The organism is Rhodococcus sp. C1 (assembly GCF_020809065.1).
Taxonomy (GTDB): Bacteria; Actinomycetota; Actinomycetes; order Mycobacteriales; family Mycobacteriaceae; genus Rhodococcus_F; species Rhodococcus_F qingshengii.
Genome location: NZ_CP078080.1, coordinates 2,466,290 through 2,489,033, shown reverse-complemented (window position 1 = coordinate 2,489,033; position 22,744 = coordinate 2,466,290). Strand labels below are relative to the sequence as shown.

Annotated in this window: 23 protein-coding genes and 1 tRNA gene; 9 read left to right on the top strand and 15 right to left on the bottom strand. The window is 62.6% G+C overall.

Annotated features, from left to right (window positions below; all coding sequences use genetic code 11):
• Positions 1–31: 31 nt before the first annotated feature.
• Entirely contained in the window at positions 32–262 is a 231-nt protein-coding gene (nrdH, locus tag KTR60_RS11490; protein WP_003944717.1) for a glutaredoxin-like protein NrdH, read from the bottom strand.
• Between the two features lie 291 nt (positions 263–553).
• On the opposite strand from nrdH, the gene KTR60_RS11485 reads away from it, so the two are divergent.
• On the top strand, positions 554–1,381 hold the full coding sequence (locus KTR60_RS11485) for a siderophore-interacting protein (protein ID WP_228402159.1): 828 nt from the start codon (positions 554–556) through the stop codon (positions 1,379–1,381).
• A gap of 55 nt (positions 1,382–1,436) precedes the next feature.
• Here KTR60_RS11485 and KTR60_RS11480 read toward each other — a convergent pair whose 3' ends face one another.
• On the bottom strand, positions 1,437–2,003 hold the full coding sequence (locus KTR60_RS11480; protein WP_003944689.1) for an NAD(P)H-dependent oxidoreductase: 567 nt from the start codon (positions 2,001–2,003) through the stop codon (positions 1,437–1,439).
• A gap of 106 nt (positions 2,004–2,109) precedes the next feature.
• Between KTR60_RS11480 and KTR60_RS11475 the strand changes: the two genes are divergently transcribed.
• Both KTR60_RS11475 and KTR60_RS11470 read left to right on the top strand, forming a co-directional pair.
• Complete coding sequence (locus KTR60_RS11475) at positions 2,110–2,709, top strand: TetR/AcrR family transcriptional regulator (protein WP_003944690.1); 600 nt, start codon at positions 2,110–2,112, stop codon at positions 2,707–2,709.
• Positions 2,710–2,744: 35 nt separating this feature from the next.
• Complete coding sequence (locus KTR60_RS11470; protein ID WP_228402158.1) at positions 2,745–3,524, top strand: META domain-containing protein; 780 nt, start codon at positions 2,745–2,747, stop codon at positions 3,522–3,524.
• Between the two features lie 19 nt (positions 3,525–3,543).
• Here the strand turns inward: KTR60_RS11470 and KTR60_RS11465 are convergent, their stop codons facing one another.
• Positions 3,544–4,098 (bottom strand): nucleosidase, encoded by a 555-nt coding sequence (locus tag KTR60_RS11465; protein WP_003944766.1) that lies wholly within the window; start codon positions 4,096–4,098, stop codon positions 3,544–3,546.
• A gap of 68 nt (positions 4,099–4,166) precedes the next feature.
• On the opposite strand from KTR60_RS11465, the gene nadE reads away from it, so the two are divergent.
• Positions 4,167–4,991, top strand: a complete 825-nt coding sequence (nadE, locus tag KTR60_RS11460) for an ammonia-dependent NAD(+) synthetase (protein ID WP_003944695.1) — start codon at positions 4,167–4,169, stop codon at positions 4,989–4,991.
• Positions 4,992–5,016: 25 nt separating this feature from the next.
• On the opposite strand, the gene KTR60_RS11455 is transcribed toward nadE, so the two are convergent.
• The 3 genes from KTR60_RS11455 to moaA all read right to left on the bottom strand — a co-directional run bounded on the left by KTR60_RS11455 (position 5,017) and on the right by moaA (position 7,395).
• On the bottom strand, positions 5,017–5,772 hold the full coding sequence (locus KTR60_RS11455) for a hypothetical protein (RefSeq protein ID WP_007731317.1): 756 nt from the start codon (positions 5,770–5,772) through the stop codon (positions 5,017–5,019).
• 314 nt (positions 5,773–6,086) lie between these two features.
• Positions 6,087–6,344 (bottom strand): MoaD/ThiS family protein, encoded by a 258-nt coding sequence (locus KTR60_RS11450; RefSeq protein ID WP_003944706.1) that lies wholly within the window; start codon positions 6,342–6,344, stop codon positions 6,087–6,089.
• Positions 6,337–7,395 carry a GTP 3',8-cyclase MoaA gene (gene moaA, locus KTR60_RS11445; protein WP_007731315.1) on the bottom strand — a complete coding sequence of 353 codons (1,059 nt, stop codon included), beginning with the start codon at positions 7,393–7,395 and terminating at the stop codon, positions 6,337–6,339. The genes KTR60_RS11450 and moaA overlap by 8 nt, the downstream gene beginning before the upstream one ends.
• 111 nt (positions 7,396–7,506) lie before the next feature.
• Between moaA and glp the strand changes: the two genes are divergently transcribed.
• The 4 genes from glp (at position 7,507) to KTR60_RS11425 (ending at position 11,798) form a co-directional block, all read left to right on the top strand.
• Entirely contained in the window at positions 7,507–8,709 is a 1,203-nt protein-coding gene (glp, locus tag KTR60_RS11440; protein ID WP_003944714.1) for a gephyrin-like molybdotransferase Glp, read from the top strand.
• A gap of 28 nt (positions 8,710–8,737) precedes the next feature.
• Positions 8,738–9,724, top strand: a complete 987-nt coding sequence (gene moaCB, locus KTR60_RS11435; protein WP_228402157.1) for a bifunctional molybdenum cofactor biosynthesis protein MoaC/MoaB — start codon at positions 8,738–8,740, stop codon at positions 9,722–9,724.
• Entirely contained in the window at positions 9,717–10,130 is a 414-nt protein-coding gene (locus KTR60_RS11430) for a molybdenum cofactor biosynthesis protein MoaE (protein WP_007731311.1), read from the top strand. Before moaCB ends, KTR60_RS11430 begins: the two co-directional genes overlap by 8 nt.
• A gap of 228 nt (positions 10,131–10,358) precedes the next feature.
• Positions 10,359–11,798 (top strand): DEAD/DEAH box helicase, encoded by a 1,440-nt coding sequence (locus KTR60_RS11425; protein ID WP_042450056.1) that lies wholly within the window; start codon positions 10,359–10,361, stop codon positions 11,796–11,798.
• A 14-nt stretch (positions 11,799–11,812) separates the two neighbouring features.
• Here the strand turns inward: KTR60_RS11425 and bluB are convergent, their stop codons facing one another.
• The 3 genes from bluB to KTR60_RS11410 form a co-directional block, all read right to left on the bottom strand.
• The gene (gene bluB / locus KTR60_RS11420; RefSeq protein ID WP_007731309.1) at positions 11,813–12,442 is read right to left on the bottom strand and encodes a 5,6-dimethylbenzimidazole synthase; all 630 of its coding nucleotides are present in this window, start codon (positions 12,440–12,442) and stop codon (positions 11,813–11,815) included.
• Positions 12,439–13,491 (bottom strand): CobW family GTP-binding protein, encoded by a 1,053-nt coding sequence (locus KTR60_RS11415; RefSeq protein ID WP_058038591.1) that lies wholly within the window; start codon positions 13,489–13,491, stop codon positions 12,439–12,441. The genes bluB and KTR60_RS11415 overlap by 4 nt, the downstream gene beginning before the upstream one ends.
• An 81-nt stretch (positions 13,492–13,572) precedes the next feature.
• The gene (locus KTR60_RS11410) at positions 13,573–14,175 is read right to left on the bottom strand and encodes a lipocalin family protein (protein WP_162114282.1); all 603 of its coding nucleotides are present in this window, start codon (positions 14,173–14,175) and stop codon (positions 13,573–13,575) included.
• 178 nt (positions 14,176–14,353) lie between these two features.
• Between KTR60_RS11410 and KTR60_RS11405 the strand changes: the two genes are divergently transcribed.
• The gene (locus KTR60_RS11405; RefSeq protein ID WP_228402156.1) at positions 14,354–16,888 is read left to right on the top strand and encodes an alpha/beta fold hydrolase; all 2,535 of its coding nucleotides are present in this window, start codon (positions 14,354–14,356) and stop codon (positions 16,886–16,888) included.
• Between the two features lie 10 nt (positions 16,889–16,898).
• Here the strand turns inward: KTR60_RS11405 and KTR60_RS11400 are convergent, their stop codons facing one another.
• The 6 genes from KTR60_RS11400 to pgm all read right to left on the bottom strand — a co-directional run bounded on the left by KTR60_RS11400 (position 16,899) and on the right by pgm (position 22,691).
• Positions 16,899–18,014 (bottom strand): NAD(P)/FAD-dependent oxidoreductase, encoded by a 1,116-nt coding sequence (locus tag KTR60_RS11400; RefSeq protein WP_228402155.1) that lies wholly within the window; start codon positions 18,012–18,014, stop codon positions 16,899–16,901.
• 225 nt (positions 18,015–18,239) lie between these two features.
• Positions 18,240–18,312: transfer RNA gene (locus KTR60_RS11395), tRNA-Ala, on the bottom strand.
• Positions 18,313–18,457: 145 nt separating this feature from the next.
• Positions 18,458–19,201: a thioredoxin domain-containing protein gene (locus KTR60_RS11390; protein ID WP_007731305.1), complete on the bottom strand. Its 744-nt coding sequence runs from the start codon at positions 19,199–19,201 to the stop codon at positions 18,458–18,460.
• A gap of 42 nt (positions 19,202–19,243) precedes the next feature.
• The gene (locus tag KTR60_RS11385; protein ID WP_003942318.1) at positions 19,244–19,732 is read right to left on the bottom strand and encodes a MauE/DoxX family redox-associated membrane protein; all 489 of its coding nucleotides are present in this window, start codon (positions 19,730–19,732) and stop codon (positions 19,244–19,246) included.
• Between the two features lie 25 nt (positions 19,733–19,757).
• The gene (locus tag KTR60_RS11380) at positions 19,758–21,011 is read right to left on the bottom strand and encodes an MFS transporter (RefSeq protein WP_003942326.1); all 1,254 of its coding nucleotides are present in this window, start codon (positions 21,009–21,011) and stop codon (positions 19,758–19,760) included.
• Positions 21,012–21,053: 42 nt separating this feature from the next.
• Complete coding sequence (pgm, locus tag KTR60_RS11375) at positions 21,054–22,691, bottom strand: phosphoglucomutase (alpha-D-glucose-1,6-bisphosphate-dependent) (protein WP_228402154.1); 1,638 nt, start codon at positions 22,689–22,691, stop codon at positions 21,054–21,056.
• Positions 22,692–22,744 lie beyond the last annotated feature (53 nt).

Genomic DNA, 22,744 nt, shown 5'->3' with positions numbered 1-22,744 from the left:
CGGAGGTGTCCACCGCCGACACTGCGGCGCTTCAAGCAGCGACGGTCAGGGTCTTGATGCGATCGGGACGGAAGCCCGACCAGTGATCTTCACCGGCAACCACGATGGGTGCCTGGAGGTACCCGAGAGCCATGACGTAGTCGCGGGCTTCGGCATCCTCGGTGATGTCGATGACGTTGTATTCGAGACCGGCCTTGTCCAGGGCGCGGTAGGTGGCATTGCACTGAACGCAAGCGGGCTTGGTGTAGACGGTGATGCTCATGAGAGTCCCTCTTTCGCTTAGCCAACAAAGGCCGATGTAGTGATGTTCAGCACCGATACGACCGATTGCCGGAGTCTCGCTCGAGGCGTTCCGCGTTGTGGTCTCTCAGTGCTCAAGACACTACACCTAGTGGCCGACAGAAACACATAACGCGAGATGTTGTGAGTCACATCGTTGGAATTCCCAGGTCGCCCCAGTTCAGCGCCTTCATTTCCCGGCGCGTCGGCGTGTCGCGCGTCACAGTTTCTTTTTGTGCTCGTCAGCCTCTCGGAGTCGCGCCACGGACCTACCATGAGCGTCGTGGAAACACCCCCGAAGGACGAGGCTCCACGCCACCAGGCAACCGTGACGAGAACACAGCAGGTGACACCGTTGATGCGCAGAATCACCTTCGGTGGGGAGGGCCTGAGCGACTTCGAGACGAGCGGGAGCCCCGACGAACGGGTGCTCGTCAGATTCCCCCTCGATCCCCCTCACGCCCGTAGTTACACGGTCCGGCGCTGGCAGCCGTCGAAGAACGAACTGGAGATCGACTTCGTTCTCCACGGCCACGGCGGCGCGGCACTCTGGGCCGCAACTGCGCAACCGGGCGAGACCGTTCACCTCTCGACGGCGAGCGGGTGGTTCACGCCGCCGGCAGGTTGCGACTGGCTGCTGATGGTCGCCGATCACGCCGCTCTGCCCGCGATCGGGCGAATTCTCGAAGAAGCACCCGACGGTCTACCGATCCACGTCATCGCGCAGGTACCCGCGCCGAGTGAACAGCAGACGTTCACGACGCGCGCCGACGCTCACTACCGATGGATCGAGGAATCGGACTCGCTGCTCGCCGAATTGGCCGGCGCTGCCCTGCCTCCCGGCGAGGGCTACATCTGGTGTGCAGTCGAGGCCGCGGCCGCCAGACGCATCCGCACCCACCTGCGTCGAACATGGGAAATCCCGGCAAACCGCATGCACGTGATGGGTTACTGGCGGGAGGACAAGGAGAACTGGGAGCGTCGGTACGCCGCCGTCGCCGACCGTATCGATGCTGCGATGGGCGAAGCGATGATGGCCGGCAAGGATTTCGAGTCGGTTCGCGACGCGGTCGACGACGCGATGGAACGCGAAGGGCTCTAGCGCGCATACGAGTGAGGACCACACCTTCCGGCATGGCCCTCATTCGTGAAACGAATTACGCGTTGACGAGCTGCTTGCCGGCGTCGACGAGGTCGGAGACGACCTTGGAGACCTGAGCGAGCACCTCTGCGTTCTCACGCGGGTGCAGCTCACCGAACAGTGCGCCGGTCCCACCGATGCTCAGTGCAGTGTCCTCGACGACCTTGCCGCCGGCGATACGGACTGCCTTGGTGGTGTCTTCGTGTGCCCACTTGGCGCCGTTGCCGCTGGGCGAAGCGCTGATGACTGCGACAGCCTTGTCCTTGACTGCACCGACACCGTACGGACGCGAGATCCAGTCGATGGCGTTCTTCAGAACTGCGGGAATGGTGCCGTTGTATTCGGGGGTGACGAGCAGGAACGCGTCAGCGTCGCTCGCAGCGGCGCGCAGTGCGTCGACAGCGGGGATGGAAGCACCCTCGACGTCGATGTCTTCGTTGTAGAAGGGGACGTCGGCGAGGCCTTCGAAGACCGTCAGCGTGGCACCCTCGGGTGCGGCGGACACAGCCGTCTCGGCAAGCTGGCGGTTGACGGATCCGGCGCGCAGGCTGCCGACGAGAACGAGAACATTGGTCTGTGACATAGCGAGTTTCCTTCGAGAGTGGTGCGGTTGGTGGCTCCGGTTGAAAGTTATATCAACTAAACGGACCGCGGTCCACTTACATTCCCCGGCCCTGTAACCTGATTCCGTGAGCGCAATCCCCCTCCCCCAGATCGGCGCCGCGCCGGTCGAGCGCGGTGACGCAGCACGTAACCGCGTACTTCTGCTCGACGCCGCAGCCCTCCTCGTTGCCGAGCGAGGTGTCGACGCGGTGACGATGGATGCTGTCGCGTGCCGGGCCGGTGTGGGCAAGGGCACAGTTTTTCGGCGCTTCGGCAATCGATCGGGACTGATGCAGGCACTGCTCGATCACACCGAGCGAGAACTGCAGCAGGCATTCATGTTCGGCCCCCCACCGTTGGGTCCGGGCGCGCCGCCGATCGAGCGCCTCATCGCGTTCGGACGAGCCCGGATTGCCATGGTGGAAGTACAGGGCGAAGTCCTCCGAGCGGCGGAAAACGCTCCTGAATACCGCTTCGGCGGTCCGGCCCGGGCTCTCGGCATCGCTCACGTCATCGGGCTTCTTCGAGGAGCCGGCGTCGAGGGCGACCTCGATCTGCTCGCTTCAGCACTGTTGGCACCGCTCGAAGCGTCGCTCGTCCTTCATCAGGTGCGCGATCTCGGGATGACCACCGAGCGCCTGGCGGCCGGCTGGGAAGACCTTGCCCGGCGCGTTACTCGATGTTGACTCCCCAGATCCGTCCCACCACTTAATGTGAGCCCATGCGCATCGCTGCAGCCGTCATCGGCCTCCTGACCATCGCCGCGGTAAGTGGTTGCTCCGCTTCGTCCGACTCCCCCGAAGACAAGACGGATCCCTCCGGTCGTGTGTTCATCTCGACCTCCGTGGATGGAACACAAATTCCCGGCGGCGGCCCGCTGACTCTCGACTTCAGCCAGGCCGGTCGAGTGTCCGCGAGCGCCGGATGCAACACGGCAAACGGTTCGGTCGAGTTCAACGACGGCACGCTGACCACCGGCACCATGGCGTCGACCATGATGGGCTGCCCTCCCGGCATCGTCGAGTCCGACTCCTGGACAACAACATTGCTGACCGCTGCGCCGGCGTGGAGCCTCGACGGCGACACCCTCGTCCTGACATCGAAGGACGCCACAGTCACCCTGCAGGACAAGAAAATCGTCACGCCGGATCGACCGCTGCAGGGCACGACGTGGACTGTCACGTCCCTCATCAGTCCCGATGCGATCAGTACGAGCCTGGCTCTGGAGACGTCAGCTCCCGAACTGACGATTGCCGCAGACGGTTCGGTCAGCGGGAGCACCGGATGCAATCGCATGACCGGAAGCGCCCAGACGTCCGACACCACAGTCACGTTCACGCCGATGGCAACCACGCGTATGGCTTGCCCCGAGGAGAACATGGACATCGAGCGCCAGATCCTGGCGGTGCTCGACGGCGAAGTGAGCTACACCGTCGACGCCGACACGCTGACCCTGCGCAAGCCCGACGACACCGGATTGATACTGACTGCGCAGGCTTGACCAGACGCTGCAGGCTCGATCAGACGTTGTCGAGCAGCCAGCGCCCCAACTCGCGGGCGCTGGCATCGATCATCGCGGGCCAGTCCAAGGCCGAGTCGTCCGCGTGATCGCTGACGTGTTTGACGAGTCGGCAGGTAGCACCCGCAGCCTGCGCGGCGAATGCGATGGCAAACCCCTCCATGTCGACCAGATCGGCTCGCTGCGCAAGGGCGTCCCGGGTTGCAGCGTCGGCGATGAATGCGTCGCCGGTCGCCAACACCGAGTCGTCACCGCCGGCGAGCACCAAACGGTCCGCGACGTCGTGCCCCAGCGCTCGGATCGCGGTGCTGCTGATGTCGTGATTGATGACGACGCCGGGAACATAGAGGCCGCCGTGGTGCGCGTGCAGCGCACCGGCTGTCCCGATGTTGACGACCAGCGGCAGATCATCCCGCTCGTACCGCGCGAGAGCAGAGGCGACTGCTGTTGCAGCACTGACCTTTCCAATCCCCGTGATCAGCAGTTCGTATCCTTGCGGCACGTATGCCGCTTCCGACTTCGTCGCACTGACCACCAGAACGTTGTTCGCACTCATGTGCGCGACCGTACCGCCCCGGATACGGTGGCACTGCACGCGCCTGCTCACATCGCTAGAGTCCATTCATGGCCACACTGCGTGAAAGCATCATCGAAGAACTCGGCACAAAGCCGACAATCGACGCCGCAGCGGAGGTTCGCGCGCGAGTCCAGTTCCTGAAGGACTACGTGCGCTCGACCCCCGCCAAAGGGTTCGTTCTGGGAATCAGCGGCGGTCAGGACAGCACGCTCGCCGGAGCCCTCGCCCAACGCGCGGTCACGGAACTTCGTGAAGAAGGCCACGAGGCCGAGTTCGTCGCCGTTCGACTCCCCTATGGCGCTCAGGCTGACGAATCCGACGCTCAGATCGCGCTCGGCTTCATCAAGCCGGACCGCTCTCTCACGGTCAACGTCAAGCCTGGCGCCGACGCGACGGCCCGTGAGGCCTCCGAGGCGTTGGGGAACGGCGAACTACGCGACTTCGTCCGCGGCAACATCAAGGCGCGCGAACGAATGGTCATCCAGTATGCGATTGCCGGTCAGCTCGGCTACCTCGTGATCGGTACCGACCACGCCGCAGAAGCGATTACCGGCTTCTTCACGAAATTCGGTGACGGCGGTGTCGACATCACGCCGCTCACCGGCTTGAGCAAACGCCAGGGCGCTGCATTGCTGCAGGAATTGGGCGCACCCGAGAGCACGTGGCGCAAGGTGCCGACCGCCGACCTCGAGGACGACCGACCCGCGCTACCCGACGAAGTTGCCCTCGGCGTCACGTACTCACAGATAGACGACTACCTCGAAGGAAAGGACGTTTCCTCCGAGGTAGCCGAGAAGCTCGAGAAGATGTTCACCAACACTCGTCACAAGCGCACGGTGCCGGTCACACCCCTCGATGACTGGTGGAAGTAACTCCTACCAGAGCTCTTACCAGCGACTAGCTACCGAACAGGCTGCCGAAGACGTCGCCCAGCGAACCCGTTCCCGAAGCCGGATCCTTCTTCGCGAAGTTGGTGGTGCATCCGTTGAACTGCACTGCATCGACCAGCGTCGACGTGGCGGCGGAACCGGTGCCCACGCTGACGCCGTAGTGGTCGACTACCGCGTTCGGGTTCGCGGCGACGATGTCAGCCAAAGGCACTGACACGCGGTCCTTGGCGCCGTCGATGTTCTGAGTGCTCCACCACACGCCCTTCTGGAGATCCGCGTGAACGCCGCCGTCAGCCGTCGGCGTGGCGTCGGGTCCCGGGACCCACACCAGGGTGGTGAATCCGTTCTCGAACTTTCCGCCGGTCGTTCCGGTGAGGCGGAGCTGGAACGCCGCAGTCGGCGTGGCGGCGCGCTCGGCAAAGCCGATCGCCTTGTCGACTGCGTCGGACAACTTGATACCGCCGGCCGAATGGTAGGAAACCGAACGATCGCCGGTACCGTCGACGGCCAGCTTCAGTGAGCCGTCCTTGTCGAGAACGTTGTCGGCCGAGTACGACGCGGTCTGATCCTTCTCGTCGGTGAACGGGATGCCCCACCCGTTCGGCGTCGCTTCGGTGGACAGGGTCGAGCACGAGGCTTCCGGCGCAGAAGAGCCGAGAGAACCGGTGGACGGAAGCGCAGTAGCAATTGCCGGAGCGGTGAGTGCAGCTGCCCCGAGGAGCGCTACGACGACTCCGACACGGCGCGTGGAATTAATCGACATTGAAATACCTTTCACATATCCCGAGTGGAATTGCGCCAAAATTAACACATGTCGACAATTACCAACAGCGAAGGTATTTCTTTTGTCATCCAAACAGATGACAATTCACCTTGGCAATTCGAAGTGCATTCGCTCCCCCAAAAGTAGGAGAAACTAAACAAAACGACCAATGCTGGACAATTGACCAACAATGGAGAAAACGGAGATAGATGCCACTTGAGCTGGAGTGATCAAGATATGAATATTTGGACCGGCAAACCGAAAAAGGACAATACGTCGGCAGCCCACAAATAGCTACGCCGGCAATTCTCGGACTAGCCTCCAGCGAAAGGCGGAAGAATATCGACAGCGCTACCGGAGGCTCGAGAGACGTCGCGGGTCAACTCGTCACCGACGAGGAAAGCCGAGACCGACAGCACTCGCTCCATCTCCGGTCCGTATCGTCCGACCAAGACCGCCACCAACTCGGCAAGTGTGTTGTCGGGCGAAATGGCGACTACCTCGCTACGGCAACCGGATACATCCGCTGCAGCAGCAAAGTAACGAACCGAGATCGAATGCGGATCAGCCACCAATCGCTCCCATACTTCTTTCCGGCGGAACGAAGTCCGCGGCGTCGATGCCGTGCCCAGCCCACTTGTTCCACATCGCACCGCGCCACAAATCCGCTAGTTCGTCGTCACTTGCTCCGGCCCTGAGCGCGGCACGCAGATCAACTTCACGGTCACTGAACAGACATGACCGAATTGTTCCCTCTGCGGTCATTCGCGTCCGATCGCATTCACTGCAGAACGAGCGGGTCACGGAAGCGATGATCCCTACCGTCATCGTGGTCCCGTCGACACGCCATTCTTCGGCAGGAGCCGACGGATCTTCACGGCCGATTGCTTCCAATTCGAAACGGCTTCCCAAAACGGACAACAATTCAGCCGCGGTCACCATGTTCTCGCGTGCCCATGCATGGTCTGCGTCCAGAGGCATTTGCTCGATAAAGCGCAATTCGACGCCGGCTTCGAGGCACCACTGCAAAAGATCCGCCGCGCCGTGGAGCGTTTCACGCATCAGCACCGCATTGATCTTCAGTGGCGCGAGCCCGGCCGCAGCTGCCGCTCGAATTCCCGCGAGAACGGACGGCAACCTGTCTCGACGCGTCAATTCAGCGAAATGGGCGCGATCAACCGAATCCAGGGAAACATTGATGCGAGTCAAACCAGCTGCAGCCAACTTCGCCGCACGATGTTCGAGCCCAACGGCGTTGGTAGTCATGGAAAGTGGAATTCCTGGCACGCGCGCGGCGCACCCCCCGATGATCTTTTCGAGGTCACTACGCATCAGCGGTTCGCCGCCGGTGAATCTCACCTCGCGAATACCGACTCGTTCGACGCCGATTCCGACTACTCGAATGATCTCGTCGGCACTCAGAAGATCTTCCGCAGCGATGGCCGGCAAGCCTTCCTCCGGCATGCAATACGTGCAACGAAGTGAACACTTCTCGGTGATCGAGACTCGCAGATCTCTGGCAACACGCCCGAACCTGTCGACCAGGAGATCCGTCTCGGGACGACCGGCGAGGGAGGCAGCGTCGAACCGCACGGTGGGAATTCCCATCGAGACCACTGTCATCACTTCACCAACTTCCGTATTGCTCCAGTATGACCGAAAGCCGTACTCCGTGTGTCGGACGGACCACACCGCCTAGGATCAAAACATGTCGAGGTTGTCGAGGTTACTGTCATGAGCGCGCGTTCGGTCGAGGAACACGCGTCGCACATCTCCGGATTGCTCACCGGCCTGCACACCCTCTCTCCGACGGCAGTTCCGACGGCAGAAGCGTTGGGGCGCATAACTTGCTCGGATATCGCATCGCCGGTAGACCTGCCACTCTTCCGCAACTCGCAGATGGACGGGTATGCCGTCGATGCTGCTTCTGTGGCCTCGGTTCCGACCACACTGACGGTTCGAGGCGTGATCGCCGCTGGAAGCGGAAAACCACCGAAACACCTTCCAGGATCGGCATTTCGCATCATGACCGGTGCTCCGCTCCCCGAGGGTGCCGACGCCGTTGTTCCGGTCGAGGACACAACGGGTGTCACCGAGCACGTCGTCACGATCGAACGGGGCAGGTCGGTAGGCGAATTCGTACGCGAACGTGGCAGCGACATCACCGCCGGAATGCTACTGGTCACGGCCGGAACGCACTTGGAACCTCGCCATATCGCCGCGCTGAGTGCTGTGGGCCTGGCTTCGCTCGACACCTACACGAAGCCACGGGTCGCGATAATTACGACGGGCGCCGAACTGAAAAGTGCCGGAACAACTCTCGAACCCGGTGAGATCTACGATTCCAACGGTCCAGCTTTGGCAACATTGGCCGAAGCCAACGGCGCCGATGTCGTATCCGTCGCCCGAAGCAGCGACGACCCCGCCGAGTTCCGCGAATTGCTCTCGTACGCAACCTCGGTCGCTGATCTGGTGTTCACCTCCGGCGGAGTGTCCATGGGCGACTTCGAGGTGGTGAAGGAAACTCTCACGCCTCTGGGAGCACACTTCGGCCACGTCGCAATGCAGCCGGGCGGTCCGCAAGGCACTGCAGTGGTGAACGAAGTGCCGGTACTGAGCTTCCCGGGCAACCCGGTGAGCACGATGGTCTCCTTCGAGGTCTTCGCACGGGGCGAACTGCGCCGGGCCGCGGGCCTGCCCGAGATCCCGCGCGAGCGACTCCCGTTGACTGCACCGCTGCGTTCGGTGGACGGCAAGCGGCAGTTCCTGCGGGCACGCAGAACTGCGGACGGAATCGAACTCGTTGCCGGACCCGGATCGCACCTTGTTGCAGCCATGGCGTGGGCCGACGTCCTGATCGACATCCCCGCCGCCGTGACCGAGCTCGGCGCGGGCGATCTCGTCGACGTCGTCCCGCTCTCGACTTCCTCGATCTGATTCACTCGATCTGATTCAAAGGACACTGATGAACGAATTGACACACGTCGACAGCGAGGGCCGAGCGCGCATGGTCGACGTCAGCGCCAAGGCCGAGACGACGCGTATCGCCGTCGCCGCCGGCGAACTCGTCACGACCGCCGAGGTAGTTCGCCTCGTCCGCGCCGACGGCATGCCCAAGGCTGATGTCCTCACCACCGCGCGCATCGCCGGAATCGCCGGTGCGAAGAAGACCTCCGAACTGATCCCGCTGTGTCATCAACTCGCGCTCTCGTCGGTCAAGGTGGAATTCGGGTTCACCGAAACATCGATCACCGTCGAGGCGACGGCGAAGACTCGCGGACAGACCGGCGTCGAGATGGAAGCACTCACCGCCGTCGCGGTAGCCGGCCTGACCTTGCACGACATGGTCAAAGCGGTGGACCCCGGAGCTACCATGAACGGTGTTCGTCTGCTCACCAAAGACGGTGGTAAGCGCGGACATTGGACCCGCGACACTCAGAACGCACAGACAGCTCCGGCGCACACCTTCACCTCGGCACGGTCCGCGACCGTCCTCGTGGCTTCCACCGGCGGTGCGAACGGCACCAGACCCGACACCACCGGACCCACGATCGCGACCTGGCTACGTGAACGGGACTTCGAGGTACGTGGACCGCTTGTGTACGCCGACGCAGACATCGCGGCGGGCATCACTGACGCCAAGGAGGGCTTCCCGTCACTCGTCATCAGTACCGGCGGCACGGGGGCTTCCCCCACGGATGCCACCCCGGAAGCTACCCGGGCAGTCTTGACCCGTGAGTTGCCCGGCGTCGCAGAAGCGATCCGGACCAAGGGCCTCGAGAAGACACCGCACGCGTCGCTGAGCCGTGGTGTGGCAGGTCTCACAGGTACGACGGTCATCGTCAATCTTCCGGGTTCTCCCGGTGGAGTGAAGGACGGTCTCGCCGTCCTCGGACCCATCATCGATCACCTGCTCGCGCAGGTCGCAGGCGGAGGAGCGCACGATGAGTGAGCTATTGGCTCGGATCTCCGAGCAACCGATTCACGCAGACACCGTCGACGCCGCCGTGGCCGGTCCGAAGAACGGCGCTGTTGTGGTGTTCACGGGAACGGTGCGCAATCACGATGGAGGTCAAGCGGTTTCGGCGTTGGAGTACCAAGCGCATCCGGATGCCGAACGCTTCCTCCAGACGTGCTGCCAAGAGGTTGCGGCCTCGACCGGCCTGCCGGTTGCCGCGATCCATCGCGTCGGTCACCTCGAGATCGGCGACCTCGCACTGGTCGCCGCCGTCGCCGCGCCGCATCGAGCGGAGGCGTTTGCCGCGTGCGCCGAACTGGTGGAGCGCATCAAGCACGAGGTACCGATCTGGAAGCGGCAACACTTCGCGAACGGCGTCTCCGAATGGGTCGGGTTGTAGGTCGAACGCTCCGGGAAGGTAGAGTTGCGATCACTAGGTGCCTGAAATCGGGCATCCAGCGTCGTAGAACGCAAATTTTCTTGCTGAGTGCTCAATGCACCCGCTCTTCTTACGGCGAAGAAGCCTGCCGACCGGCAGCGCCGCCACCACTGTGCTTGATTGTTCGACCGGTTAATTCCCGTGTCGGCATCCGGGCACGAACACGTGCCCGAAAGGCTCTGAACACACTTGTCTGACATCTCTACGCCCGCTACCACCTTCGCAGCCCTCGGTGTGCGCGCACCGCTGGTGAAAGCTCTCGAAGACGGCGGAATCACTTCTCCGTTCCCGATCCAGATCGACACCCTCCCCGACACTCTCTCGGGGCGCGACGTACTGGGCCGCGGAAAGACCGGAAGCGGCAAGACCCTCGCGTTCTCCATCCCCATGGTCTCCCGCCTCGCCGGCGAACTGTCCGGAGGAAAGCGTCGTCCGGGTCGACCGCTCGGCCTGGTGCTCGCACCCACGCGTGAGCTCGCCACCCAGATCACCGCAACCCTCGAACCGTTGGCCGCCGCATACGACTTGCGCGTGACCACGATCTTCGGCGGTGTCTCGCAGCACCGCCAGGTTCAGGCTCTCAAGGCCGGAGTCGACATCGTCGTCGCCTGCCCCGGTCGCCTCGAAGACCTCATGAAGCAGAAGTTCGTCAGTCTCGACGCCGTCGAGATCACCGTGCTCGACGAGGCCGACCACATGGCCGACCTCGGCTTCCTGCCCGTCGTCACCCGCATCCTCTCGTCCACCCCGCAGGACGGGCAGCGTCTACTGTTCTCGGCAACGCTGGACAACGGCGTCGACAAGCTCGTCAAGCGTTTCCTCAAGAACGAGGTCATGCATTCGGTCGACGAGGCCAACTCCCCCGTCGCCGCAATGACGCACCACGTGTTCGACGTCGACGGCGTCGAAGCCAAGAAGGCTCTGGTCGAGAAGCTCGCTTCCGGTACCGGTCGTCGCATCCTGTTCATGCGCACCAAGCACCAGGCTCGCAAGTTGGCTCGCCAGCTCACCGAGTCGGGCATCCCGTCCGTTGACCTTCACGGCAACCTCTCGCAGGCTGCTCGCGACCGTAACCTGGCGGCATTCTCCGCCGGTGAAGCGCGCGTCCTCGTCGCCACCGACGTCGCAGCGCGTGGCGTCCACGTCGACGACGTCGAGTTGGTCGTCCACGTCGATCCGCCAGCCGAGCACAAGGCTTACCTGCACCGCAGTGGTCGCACCGCTCGCGCAGGCAGCGCCGGCGACGTGGTCACCGTGGTTCTGCCCGAGCAGCGTAAGGATCTTGCGATCCTCATGCGCAAGGCAGCCATCAAGGTGACCCCGGTCCGTTCGACTGCCAACTCCGAGCACGTCGTCAAGTTGGTCGGCGACATCGCACCGCACGTCACGCCGGCTCCGAAGGCTCCTGCCCAGCCCAACGGCGGACGCGGACAGCGTCCCGCCGGCCAGGGTGGACGCGGCGGCGCAGCACGTTCGGGTCAGGCTCGCTCCGGACAGGGCGGTCAGTCACGCGGTGCTCGCACCGGCGGAGCTGCCCGTCAGGAACATGCCGGTGGTGGCGCTCGCCGTCCCCGCACCGGCGGCGGCGCTCGCACCGCAGGCTCCACCGGTGGCCGTCCCGCACGCTAGGCCCCCGGTACAACTCAATAGGTTTCGTAGTGGACAGCGTCGGCCAATGGCCGGCGCTGTCGCCATCCGAAGCGTTCGAGATCCGGAACCTGTTGAAACTCGGTCACCTTCCCGACGCACAGCCACGCAATGGGGCGAACGGGTGACGGAATGCCCATGAGTTCGGTGAGGTACTTCTCGTCGTAGAACGAAACCCAGCCGATGCCGATCTCCTCGGCTACCGCGGCGAGCCACAAATTCTGAATTGCCAGTACCGCCGAGAACAGTCCGGTGTCGTCGACGGTATGACGGCCGAGGATGTTCGGACCACCGCGCGACGGGTCGTAAGTGACGACGATGCCGGTACCGCTCTCGGCGATTCCCTCGATCTTGATGGGGTCGAACGTCGAGCGGCGATCCTCGGGCAAAGACTGCGCGAATTTCACCCGGGCATCGGCGACGTGTGCCGCGAAGGTGTCGAGCGTCTCCGGATTACGAACGACGACAAAATCCCACGGTTGCGTGTTTCCCACGCTCGGCGCGCGATGGGCGGCGTCGAGAATGCGCATCAGAGTTTCGTCGGGGACGATCTCTCCCGAGAACTCGGCGCGAACGTCTCGGCGTCGCCGAATCGCTTCGTACACGGATACAGCTGATTCACTCACGCCCCGACGGTATAGCGGTGCAATCCCAGCATGGCGTCGGGGTGCGGTTCGACCGTTTCTTCGCGCATGCAGGCGCGGAGCGCGCTGCCGACCGCCCCCGAATCCATCCCGGTGCCGATCACGACCAGTTGCGTGGTTCGAGGTTCGCCCGACTTCCATCGCAGCGGCGTGATCCGGACATGATCACCCACCGATTGGATCTCGAATTTTCCTGTGTAGCCCGGAATCTCGAAGTTCACGAAGCCCTTGATGCGGTAAACACCCGACGGCTGATTCTCGAGAAAGTGCGTCAAGGCCCTGGCATCGAGAGGCGTCTCCGATGCGAAATCAACCGATTCGTAGCGGTGGTGCAGGTGATCGTGGTGACACGAGCCGTCCTCGTGATCGTCGTCGTGCCCGTCGCGCAGGAGTTCGTCGAGGCTCAGTTGATCGCCCGGAGCCGGAGGGGTCACCTCGCCGGTATCGAACAACAGAGCGGGGTCTATCCGCGAGTGCGAGGTTTCCACCATCGGCGCTCGCGGATTCAACTTACGAATTTCGGCCGTGAATCGCTCGCGTTCGGCGACCGGAACGCTGTCGATCTTGTTGACTACCACCAGGTCTGCCAGGCGGACATGTTGATCGAGCTCGGGATGTTCGCGGCGAACGGTGGAGAAATTGGCTCCGTCGACCAGGACCACCAGGCCGCCGTAGACGACAGACGGGTTCTCACTTCCGAGGACGAGTCGAATCATGTTCCGCGGCTCGGCAAGCCCGCTGGCCTCGATGACGATCACGTCGATCCCGGACTGCCGGTGCGCCAACTTGTTCAGCATCTCGTCCATGTCCGAGACGTCGACAGCGCAGCACAAACAGCCGTTGCTGAGAGAGACCATCGAATCGACCTGACCGGCGACCATCATCGAGTCGATGTTGACGGAGCCGAAGTCGTTGACGATCACGCCGATGCGTACACCGTCGTTGTTACGCAGAAGATGGTTGAGCAGCGTCGTCTTGCCCGAACCGAGAAAGCCTGCGACGACTATTACGGGAATCTGCTTCTTCGCCACCACACAACCTTCCGAAACCACACGTACCGATCAGTGATCGTAGTGGAGTGTGGCTCCGGAAGGTTCACGCTGACAGCAGACTCACACCGTGCAGAGCGGACGGATGTCCGACGTGCCCTCGGTGGTCGGTGACGTCAGGATCGTGCATGCGTTGTATCCACGGGATTCGGCGACCCGGCGGATCTCACTCCAGCCTGCCGCGTCGACGACGGCCGACCGTGAGAGCACGAACCCGGAAAGCCTGAGCGGATCGCCCACCAGTGCCCACGAATAGTCGTCGGCAATGTAGGTGACGATGTAGTTGGGTGGGCCGTCCAAGCTTTCCTGTGAGGGCACCCCGGGGAAGCTCACGTGCAACTGGGCACCCGTTGCTGGATCGGTAACTCGGGCATTCCCGACGATCTCGTTGGCTTGACCGGTCCACGTCGTACACGTGTTCTTCACGCTCACGTTCGACGAATCGACGATCCCGTAACTCGCCCGGGTGTCCTTCGCGCACGCGAGGCTGAAGGGCTGAGGAATCGCCGCCACCTGGTTCCATTCCCCTACGTAGCGCGCGACGTCCAGGTTCGCCACCGGCTGCAAGGGTTCCCAGAGTGGGCTCGCCTGCGCGGTTCCCGAAAACATCGTCGCTGCGGCGCACACTCCCGCAATCGCAATCGCACTTCGCCCCGACCACTTCATGTCACTGCTCCTCGTCTGTACAACGCTCGATCGGCATTGGTTCCTCAAGGCATTCGGAGCTGACGGACTGGAGGATGGGGCGGTATGTAAAACTACTTTTGGTTTGTTATGGACCTACTTCACAAACCTTATGTAGTCTTTGCTAAAAGATAGCTGAAAGTCGGACGGAGCTACTGTGATGAAGGTTGTCGACTTAGGTCTAGAACGCACTCGCTATGCAGTCATCGACGAGACGATCGAGTCGAGGTGGCGCCGAGTCACCTCTATGCAGCACGACGCCGTTGCCGTCGTGACTCCGCGCGACCGGATCACTTTCGCCGAACTCGAACTCCGGACCGACGCATTGGTCCGCGAACTTCGCCTACGTGGGTCACACGGGGCACGCCCGGTTGCGGTCGATCTCGAACCAACGGCCGAGTCGGTGCCCGCCATCCTCGCCACTCTGATTTCCGGTCGGCCCTTGGTCATGATCGACCCACAACTCCCCGAGGCCCGCCGAGCGCACATCATGAGCACCTCGGGCGCCGTCGCGCTGCAGTCGATACTCGACGAGTCTGCTGCGACAGGCTTCAGATTCGACAGCGCGTTGGAACCATCGAGTTCCGACCCTGCCATGATCGCGTTCACGTCAGGCACCAGCGGGGCACCCAAGGGAGTCGTGTTGAGCCACTCCATGTGCCTGAACAAGGCCGACGAACTCGCCGCAGCAATCGACCTGCGACCCGACGATCACATCGGGAACCTGTTGCCCGTCAGTTTCGGAGCCGGAATCACGGCCCTGATCATGGGCCTGATGAACGGAGTCACGGTCTTCTGCTGGGATCCACGTATCGACGGCGTCTCGGGAATCGACGACTGGCTGATCGAGAATTCGATCACGACCACGCACTGTGCGCCGTCCTTTCTGCGGGCGTGGTCGGATCTCGATTGCGATGCAGCAAATGATGATTCGATCGGTTCCCTACGCGTCGTCGTAACGTACGGAGAAGCAGTTCACGGCGAGGACTACGCGCGCCATCGCAGTCACGGCTTCGCTCGCGTCACGTACGTCAACTGGCTGGCCACCACCGAGACCGGTGTCGTCGCGTACAACGCGTTCCCACCACATTCCGAACTACCCGTCGGAGTGGTACCGGCCGGACGTGCTCGCGACGGCAAGGACGTACAGATCGTCGATGTGAACGGCGTGCCTCTCCCCGACGGAGAGATCGGAGAGATTCAGGTTGTCTCCAGTGATCTTGCCGACGGATACCACGGCGACCCGGATCGAACTGCAACACGATTCACGCGCCTGGGCGACGGAGTGAGCATCTACCGGACCGGTGACCGGGGCCGCATCGACGAACGCGGAGAACTGCAACTTCGGGGACGCGTCGACGACGCCGTCAAGATTCGGGGCTACCTGGTGGAACCGATGGAAGTCGAGGCGCATATTCGTCGAATTCCCGGCGTCGCCGATGTTTTCGTGGCCGTCGTCCTCGAGAACGATCGACCGGAGATCGTCGCCTACGTGGTCCTGACCAAAACCGTGATGGCACGGTCGGGCGCCGAGATGCGGCGCGAATTGGCAACATATCTGCCGGCCTGGATGCTCCCCCGACATTTTGTTCTGATGCCGGCGTTGCCCCGCAACGAAAGAGGAAAGGTCGATCGAACAGCGCTGCCCTCCGTCGAGGTGCGGTCCACTCCACCGACTCTCGCCGGGCCCGCCGAATTGTGGTTGTCCTCGATCTGGGAGTCGATTCTCGGTATCGACTCCATCGACCGTGAGGACGACTTCTTCGAACTCGGCGGCGATTCGCTTGCTTCAACCGAAGTGGTGGCTAAGATTCACGACATGTTCCGGATCCGGATCACGGCGGCGGAGTTCGCGGCCGCCAGTACCGTCAAAGACCTTGCAGCGCTGGTGGATCGGCGCAGAATCGATCCCGATGATCGCGTCTGTCACAACACGATGGTGCCACTGAAGCTCGAAGGCTCCGGGCGACCGCTGTTCATCATGAACGGAGCGGGGTGCCCATCGACGACGCTGTCCACCTTGTCGAAAGCGCTTCACACCGATCGGCCGGTTTACGCACTTCAGCCACACGGCTTCGAATCTCGCGGACTACCCGACCGGTCGGTGAAAGCAAGCGCCCGCCGTTTCATTTTCGAAATCAAGAAGATTCAGCCCACCGGGCCATACCTCCTCGCCGGATACTCGTACGGCGGCTACGTGGCGCTGGAAATGGCGGCACAGCTGTCCGAGTCAGGTGACACTGTCGAACACGTCACCGTTCTCGACACCAGAATCTCCACCGAAGCTGCCGCACGACTGGCTGGTCGAGCGGGCATCACTTTGGATCCGTCGATCGTCGACCTTGCACCACAACCATCCACCAATGCCCGCTGGAAGCCGACCAGACGCACCGTCGCGGCCATGTGGATCCGCACGCTGTTCGCCGGCATTCTGCAGTACCCGCCGGCCACCCAGTGGACCGTGTTCCTCCACATAGGAGGCCAGGCGCTCCGGAAGCATCGGATACGAGCATGCGCCGCGCCCGTCACCGTGATCCGTGGGGCCACCAACAACCGTGGACGCGAGATCTGGTCACTCATTGCAACGGGCTCACTGGATTTCGACGACGTCGACGCGTGCCACGAAGACGTCGTCCGCCAACCGTACGTCCGCAAGACTGCGGCGATCATCGATCGAGTCTGTGATCGAGCGTGACCAGCGCTCCTCATGTCCAGCTGTAGAAGAAAGAGCGGCGCGGAGTGAGGGCCCAGTCGGTCGTCGACGAACACACTCGTTCCTTGACGAACGCACCCGCCCTGCCTGCGACGAACATGCCCGTTGCGTTGTCGACACGAGTGGTCCGCTGGAACACACCTCGCCGCCTCCCGAGACTGATGCACCGGCCTGCGAACTTCGGAGCCACCGGGCGCGGCGCGGAACCTTCGAGTCGATGCAGGATCGTCTCGGCCGCATGGACTCCCAAGGGAATCGCGGCCTGACAACTCATCCTCAGTAAAAGATCACCGACTGCGACCGCATCACCCGCACCGACGATGTTGGGGTGGGACGAGCATTCGAGTCGGTCGTCGACCTTCAGACGACCGAGACCGTCGACGGGAAGGCCACTTCGGCGCGCCAGATCGGGGACCCCGAATTCTGTCGCGAGAATCGTGCAATCTGCCTCCACCCGTGCGCCTCCCGCAAGCTCGCAGGACGAACCGTCGATCCGCGTCACCCGGGATTCGGTGACGATGTCGACCCCAAGATCGGTCAATGTTCTGAGAATTGCAGATCGCGCACGCTCTGACAGATCCGGGGCCACGATTCCTCCGGTCACCAAAGTGATTCGGCTGCTTCGCTGCTCAGCCAATTCTGCGGCAGTCTCGATTCCGGTGAGACCGCCGCCGACAACGCAGACCGTAGCCTTCCCGTCGAGTGTCGCCATTCTGGATTCGAGGCGAACCGCGTCCTCGAATTCGGAGACGCTGAACCCGTGCTCCGCCGCCCCGCCGATAGTGCTGGGTAACTGCCCACTTCCGACTGCGTAGACCAGATAGTCGTAGTCGAGCACACTGCCGTCGTCGAGGGTAAGCCTGCCGAGCCCCGCCTCGATCGTCGTCACCTCTCCGAAGACTCGGTGTGCCGCACGCGGTAGCGCCCTGTCGAACGAGACCGTCGCGTCGTAGCCGCCCGCGATCATCTGATGGAGCCTGATTCTTTGCACGAAGTGTGGGCGCGGATTCACGACGGTGACCGTGATGTCCGGACGAGTTCTCAGCAGACGCTTCGCTGCCATGGCGCCCGCATATCCTGCCCCGATTATCACCACGTGTGCACTCATGGTTCTCCGTTCCGCCAACGGTCCCCATGCTGAGAATGCACGGGATGATCAGGCCTCATCGCGGACGTTATTGAACATTGACGCCCTGGCGTTATGGCGGTCGACACATCTAGGCAGAACTGTGCTGCATGCAATAGAGACTCGAAAAACACAGGGTCGACAACACAACACTGGCTCGAAAACAACAAATGCTCTGCACCGATTGGTGCAGAGCATTTGTTCGGGTGGAGCTAAGGGGACTCGAACCCCTGACCCCCACACTGCCAGTGTGGTGCGCTACCAGCTGCGCCATAGCCCCGTATTCAGTTCACTCTAACAGTCGAACTCGCAGCGGCTGTTCTGCTTTCCGCTTGCTGGAAGAAAGTTACACCACTTGACTCGTGGGCAACAAATCGCCTGTTCAGAGCGAAGCGGCCGCTCCTTGTCGAAGCGGCCGCTCCAGCTCAAGAGGAGAGCTTGGAAACCCAGTCGCTGCTGCCTGTGTCAACGATCTTGCCGTTCGCCACAACCGTGGGCGTCCCGTTCGACCCGACATCCTTGAGCGCCTGGCTGGCGGCTGCGGCATTGGCCGCGGCGGCTTCGACGTTGGTACCGGAAGAGATGCAGGTTGCCACGTCCTCGGATGCGCCCGCATCACGAGCGATCTGGGCGAGGTCGTCGTTGGTGTGGTCGCTGCTGCCGCCCTCGGCCGGCTGCGTGTCGGTCGCGAAAAGCTTGTTGTGGAATGCGGAGTACGCAATCGCGTCACCACCCTGAGCGACGCAGAGCAGAGCGGCGCCGGCCCGTGTGGAGTAGTCACCGCTGCCCGACGCCCGGTTGAGGAAGTTCAGCATGTGGTACCGCACGGCGACGTCACCGTTGTCGACGGCGGCCGCGAGAGCCTGGCCACTGAGGTGTTCGAGAGCAGCACAGGCCGGGCACAGCGGATCCTCGAAGAGATCAATGGTTGTCGCGGCGGAGGGCTTGCCGAGCAGCACCACTCCGTTGTCCTGCACCGTGACGGCAACTTCGGAACTCTGCACGGAGCCGTAGCCGTCGTTCTGGGGCTTGTTCTTGCTGTTCGTCCACAAGACACCGCCGATGACGAGGGCCGCGATCACGAGCACCGCGAGGCCACCGATGATGTAGGTGGAGCGGCTCGAGACCGGTTCCGGCGAGTATTTGTTCTTGCTGCTCTTGGTGCTCACGCTGATGCAGTCCTTCGTGCGTCGAAACGATTTACCGATTGCTTACCTTGCCACTGAAGACTGAGTATCCACTGAGAACGCCGCGCGTGATCCGGGCCCCAATGCGAGTGGCGAACGCGGGAACACGAGCAGCCAGACGGCAAGTGCCAAGAAGCCCAGGTCGCGGAGAATCTCCTTCGAATAGTCCCAAGCGCCGACGTCGGCTGCACCTCCGCCGCCGAAACATCCGCAGTCGATGGACAATCCCCTGGCCCACACCGAAATGATCACCGCAATGAGAACCGTGAGGATGACCACCGAGACTGCAGCGGATGCTCGCACCGCCAACCCGACGAGGATCAGCAGGCCCAGGACTATTTCGACCAGGGGAAGAGCCGTCGCCACCGGACCCACCAGTGACTCGGGCAATAGTTGATAGGCGCGCACCGCGATCTTCGTCTGAACGGGATCAAAGAACTTGAGTCCCCCGGAAATCAGCCAGACGGCCGCCAAACCCAATCGGGCCACAAGACTCACGATGCGAATTGCCACCCGATCGAGAGTACAGAATGCCCGGTCAGTCCAGGTTTGTCCGCGCAGGAGTATCCGTTAGCACCGTCACATCAGTCAGATCTTCGACGACGGATTCGACGGGCTTCGTTCGCGACGGAACGAACAACCACCCCGTCGCCGACACGACTACTACGGCTCCCATCACTGCGAAGGCCGCCGAGTACGAAACATGTTGGGCGATCAGCCCGGCACAAATCGGCGCCACTACCCCACCGATGTCGGACATCATCTGGAATACCGCCAGAACGGGTCCGCCTCGGGCCGTCGATCCGACAACATCGGCAACCGCGGCCTGCTGGGCCGGACTCATGAGCCCGGAGCCGACACCAGTCACTGCGGCGATGGCGAAGAACACCACGAGGTTGTCGGTGAATCCCATTGCGATGGTTCCCAGACCACAGATGAGCAGACCGCTCACGACAAAGGGCTTGCGTCCGAAGCGGTCGGAGAGTCGTCCGGAGACGATCAACACCAACGCATTGCCGACGGCGAAGATCGTCAGGGCGTAGGCCGCAATCGAGGGGTCTCGGCCGAGGAACTCGACGACGAACAGGGGAACCATGGCAACGCGAACTCCGAAGATCACGCCGCCGAAGGCGAGATTCGATCCGAGCGCTGCCCGGTACACCGGAGACTGGAGGCCTTCTGTGAGAGTCATCGACTTCACATCGACAGCCTTGTCCGGTGACGCCAAATGAGATCCACGCAGGCTCACGAAGACAACGAGCGCGGCGATCACCAACGCAATTGCGTAGATGATGAACGGCATCCGCAGACCGAACTGCAACAGCGCTCCGCCGACCAGCGGGCCGCCGATCGATCCCATGAGAAAGCTTGTCGCGTACAGACCCGACACGCGGCCGCGACTGTCCGACGGTGACATGCGAATGATCAGCCCGAGAGCCGACACGGTGAACATGGTCGACCCGATGCCACCCAACGACCGGAACAGCAGAAGTTGCCAGTACTCCCCCGCGAAAGCGCACGCACCGGTCGAGACCGCGACGATGAGAAGGCCGACGATGTAGACCGGCCGCTCACCGAGTTTCTGTACCAAAGTGCCGCTCATCGGCGCGAACACCAATCGCATGAAAGCGAAAGACGAGATCACGATCGTGGCGGCGGTGACCGATACGTCGAAGCTGCGCGCGAACTGAGGTAGTGCCGGGGCGACCAACCCGAATCCGAGGGCGATGACGAAGCTGGCGGCTACCAGTACCCAAATTTCCTGTGGCAGCTTGGCTGCACGAGTTTTCATGTCGCCCGGAATTCTAGCCGGGCGACATGAGCGGTCCGCGGGCTAGTTCGCCTTCAAGACGCCGGACACCAAGTCCTTGGCCGCTGCCTGAACCTGAGCCAGATGATCGGCGCCCTTCATCGACTCGGCATAGATCTTGTACACGTCCTCCGTGCCGGACGGCCTCGCTGCAAACCACGCGTTCTCCGTCGTCACCTTGAGACCACCGATCGCCGCGCCGTTTCCGGGCGCGGCAGTCAGTGTCGCGGTGATCGGTTCACCCGCCAGCTCGGTTGCACTCACCTGGTCGGGAGACAGTTTTGCCAAGACTGCCTTCTGTGCGCGTGTCGCGGGCGCATCGATACGTGCGTACGCCGGGCTCCCGAACTTCTCGGCCAACGCGGCGTAGTGCGCTGACGGAGACTTTCCCGTCACCGCGGTGATTTCCGACGCGAGCAACGCAAGGATGATGCCGTCCTTGTCCGTCGTCCAGACGGAACCGTCGTGTCGGAGGAAGGACGCGCCGGCGCTTTCCTCGCCGCCGAATCCCACAGACCCGTCGAGCAATCCGGGAACGAACCACTTGAACCCGACCGGAACCTCGAGCAAATCGCGGCCCAGGCTGCTCACGACACGGTCGATCATCGAGGAACTCACGAGGGTCTTGCCGACCTTGGTATCTGCGCCCCAACCTGGCCGGTTCGCGAACAGGTACTCGATGGCAACGGCCAGATAGTGATTCGGGTTCATCAAACCGCCGTCGGGAGTGACGATGCCGTGGCGGTCGGAGTCCGCATCGTTTCCGGTCGCGATGTCGTAGCGATCCCGAATCCCGATCAGCGACGCCATCGCGTCGGGCGACGAGCAGTCCATGCGGATCTTGCCGTCAGTGTCGAGCGTCATGAACCGCCAGGTCGGATCGACGAGTGGATTCACCACTTCGAGGTCCAGTCGATGAGTTTCGGCGATCGCGCCCCAGTAGTCGACGCTTGCCCCGCCGAGGGGGTCTGCACCGATCCTGATTCCGGCATCGCGGATCGCGTCGAGGTCGAGGACACTGGGGAGGTCTTCGACGTAGTAGCGGAGGAAGTCGTAGCGTTCGACGCGGTCCAGCGCTTGTGCCGCCGTCACACGCCGTACCCCGGAAAGCCCCTTGCGCAGAAGCTCGTTCGCTCGATCGGCGATAACCGACGTCGCATCCGTGTCCGCGGGCCCGCCGTGCGGCGGGTTGTATTTGAAGCCACCGTCACACGGCGGATTGTGTGACGGTGTCACGACGATGCCGTCGGCCTTGGCCTCCGGACCCGTCGAGTTGTATCGCAAGATCGCGTGACTGACAGCTGGGGTAGGAGTGTAGGCGTCGCGTGAATCGACGAGGACGACGACGTCGTTGGCGACCAGGACCTCCAAGGCCGACAGCCAGGCAGGCTCCGAGAGCGCATGTGTGTCCCGGCCGATGAACAGCGGGCCGTCGATTCCCTGCGAAGCGCGGTACTCGACGATCGCCTGGGTTGTCGCCAGGATATGAGCTTCGTTGAACGCCGAGTCGAGACTGGAACCGCGAAGTCCTGAAGTGCCGAAAAGTACCTGCTGCATCGGGTTCTCGGGATCCGGAGTGCGCGTGTAATACGCGGTGACCAGATGAGGAACATTGATCAGATCCTCTGGCAGAGCCACTTGTCCTGCTCGTTCGTGCGCCACGAATCCCCCTCGGCCCGGTGGTCGACCACTGTGTCGACGCGACTGTGGACAAT

Bases quoted from the DNA above. Each gene is read 5' to 3' on its own strand.
- nrdH (WP_003944717.1), bottom strand. From the start codon at position 262: ATGAGCATCACCGTCTACACCAAGCCCGCTTGCGTTCAGTGCAATGCC.
- KTR60_RS11485 (WP_228402159.1), top strand. From the start codon at position 554: ATGAGCGTCGTGGAAACACCCCCGAAGGACGAGGCTCCACGCCACCAG.
- KTR60_RS11480 (WP_003944689.1), bottom strand. From the start codon at position 2,003: ATGTCACAGACCAATGTTCTCGTTCTCGTCGGCAGCCTGCGCGCCGGA.
- KTR60_RS11470 (WP_228402158.1), top strand. From the start codon at position 2,745: ATGCGCATCGCTGCAGCCGTCATCGGCCTCCTGACCATCGCCGCGGTA.
- KTR60_RS11465 (WP_003944766.1), bottom strand. From the start codon at position 4,098: ATGAGTGCGAACAACGTTCTGGTGGTCAGTGCGACGAAGTCGGAAGCG.
- nadE (WP_003944695.1), top strand. From the start codon at position 4,167: ATGGCCACACTGCGTGAAAGCATCATCGAAGAACTCGGCACAAAGCCG.
- KTR60_RS11455 (WP_007731317.1), bottom strand. From the start codon at position 5,772: ATGTCGATTAATTCCACGCGCCGTGTCGGAGTCGTCGTAGCGCTCCTC.
- moaA (WP_007731315.1), bottom strand. From the start codon at position 7,395: ATGACAGTGGTCTCGATGGGAATTCCCACCGTGCGGTTCGACGCTGCC.
- glp (WP_003944714.1), top strand. From the start codon at position 7,507: ATGAGCGCGCGTTCGGTCGAGGAACACGCGTCGCACATCTCCGGATTG.
- moaCB (WP_228402157.1), top strand. From the start codon at position 8,738: ATGAACGAATTGACACACGTCGACAGCGAGGGCCGAGCGCGCATGGTC.
- KTR60_RS11430 (WP_007731311.1), top strand. From the start codon at position 9,717: ATGAGTGAGCTATTGGCTCGGATCTCCGAGCAACCGATTCACGCAGAC.
- KTR60_RS11410 (WP_162114282.1), bottom strand. From the start codon at position 14,175: ATGAAGTGGTCGGGGCGAAGTGCGATTGCGATTGCGGGAGTGTGCGCC.
- KTR60_RS11405 (WP_228402156.1), top strand. From the start codon at position 14,354: ATGAAGGTTGTCGACTTAGGTCTAGAACGCACTCGCTATGCAGTCATC.
- KTR60_RS11400 (WP_228402155.1), bottom strand. From the start codon at position 18,014: ATGAGTGCACACGTGGTGATAATCGGGGCAGGATATGCGGGCGCCATG.
- KTR60_RS11380 (WP_003942326.1), bottom strand. From the start codon at position 21,011: ATGAAAACTCGTGCAGCCAAGCTGCCACAGGAAATTTGGGTACTGGTA.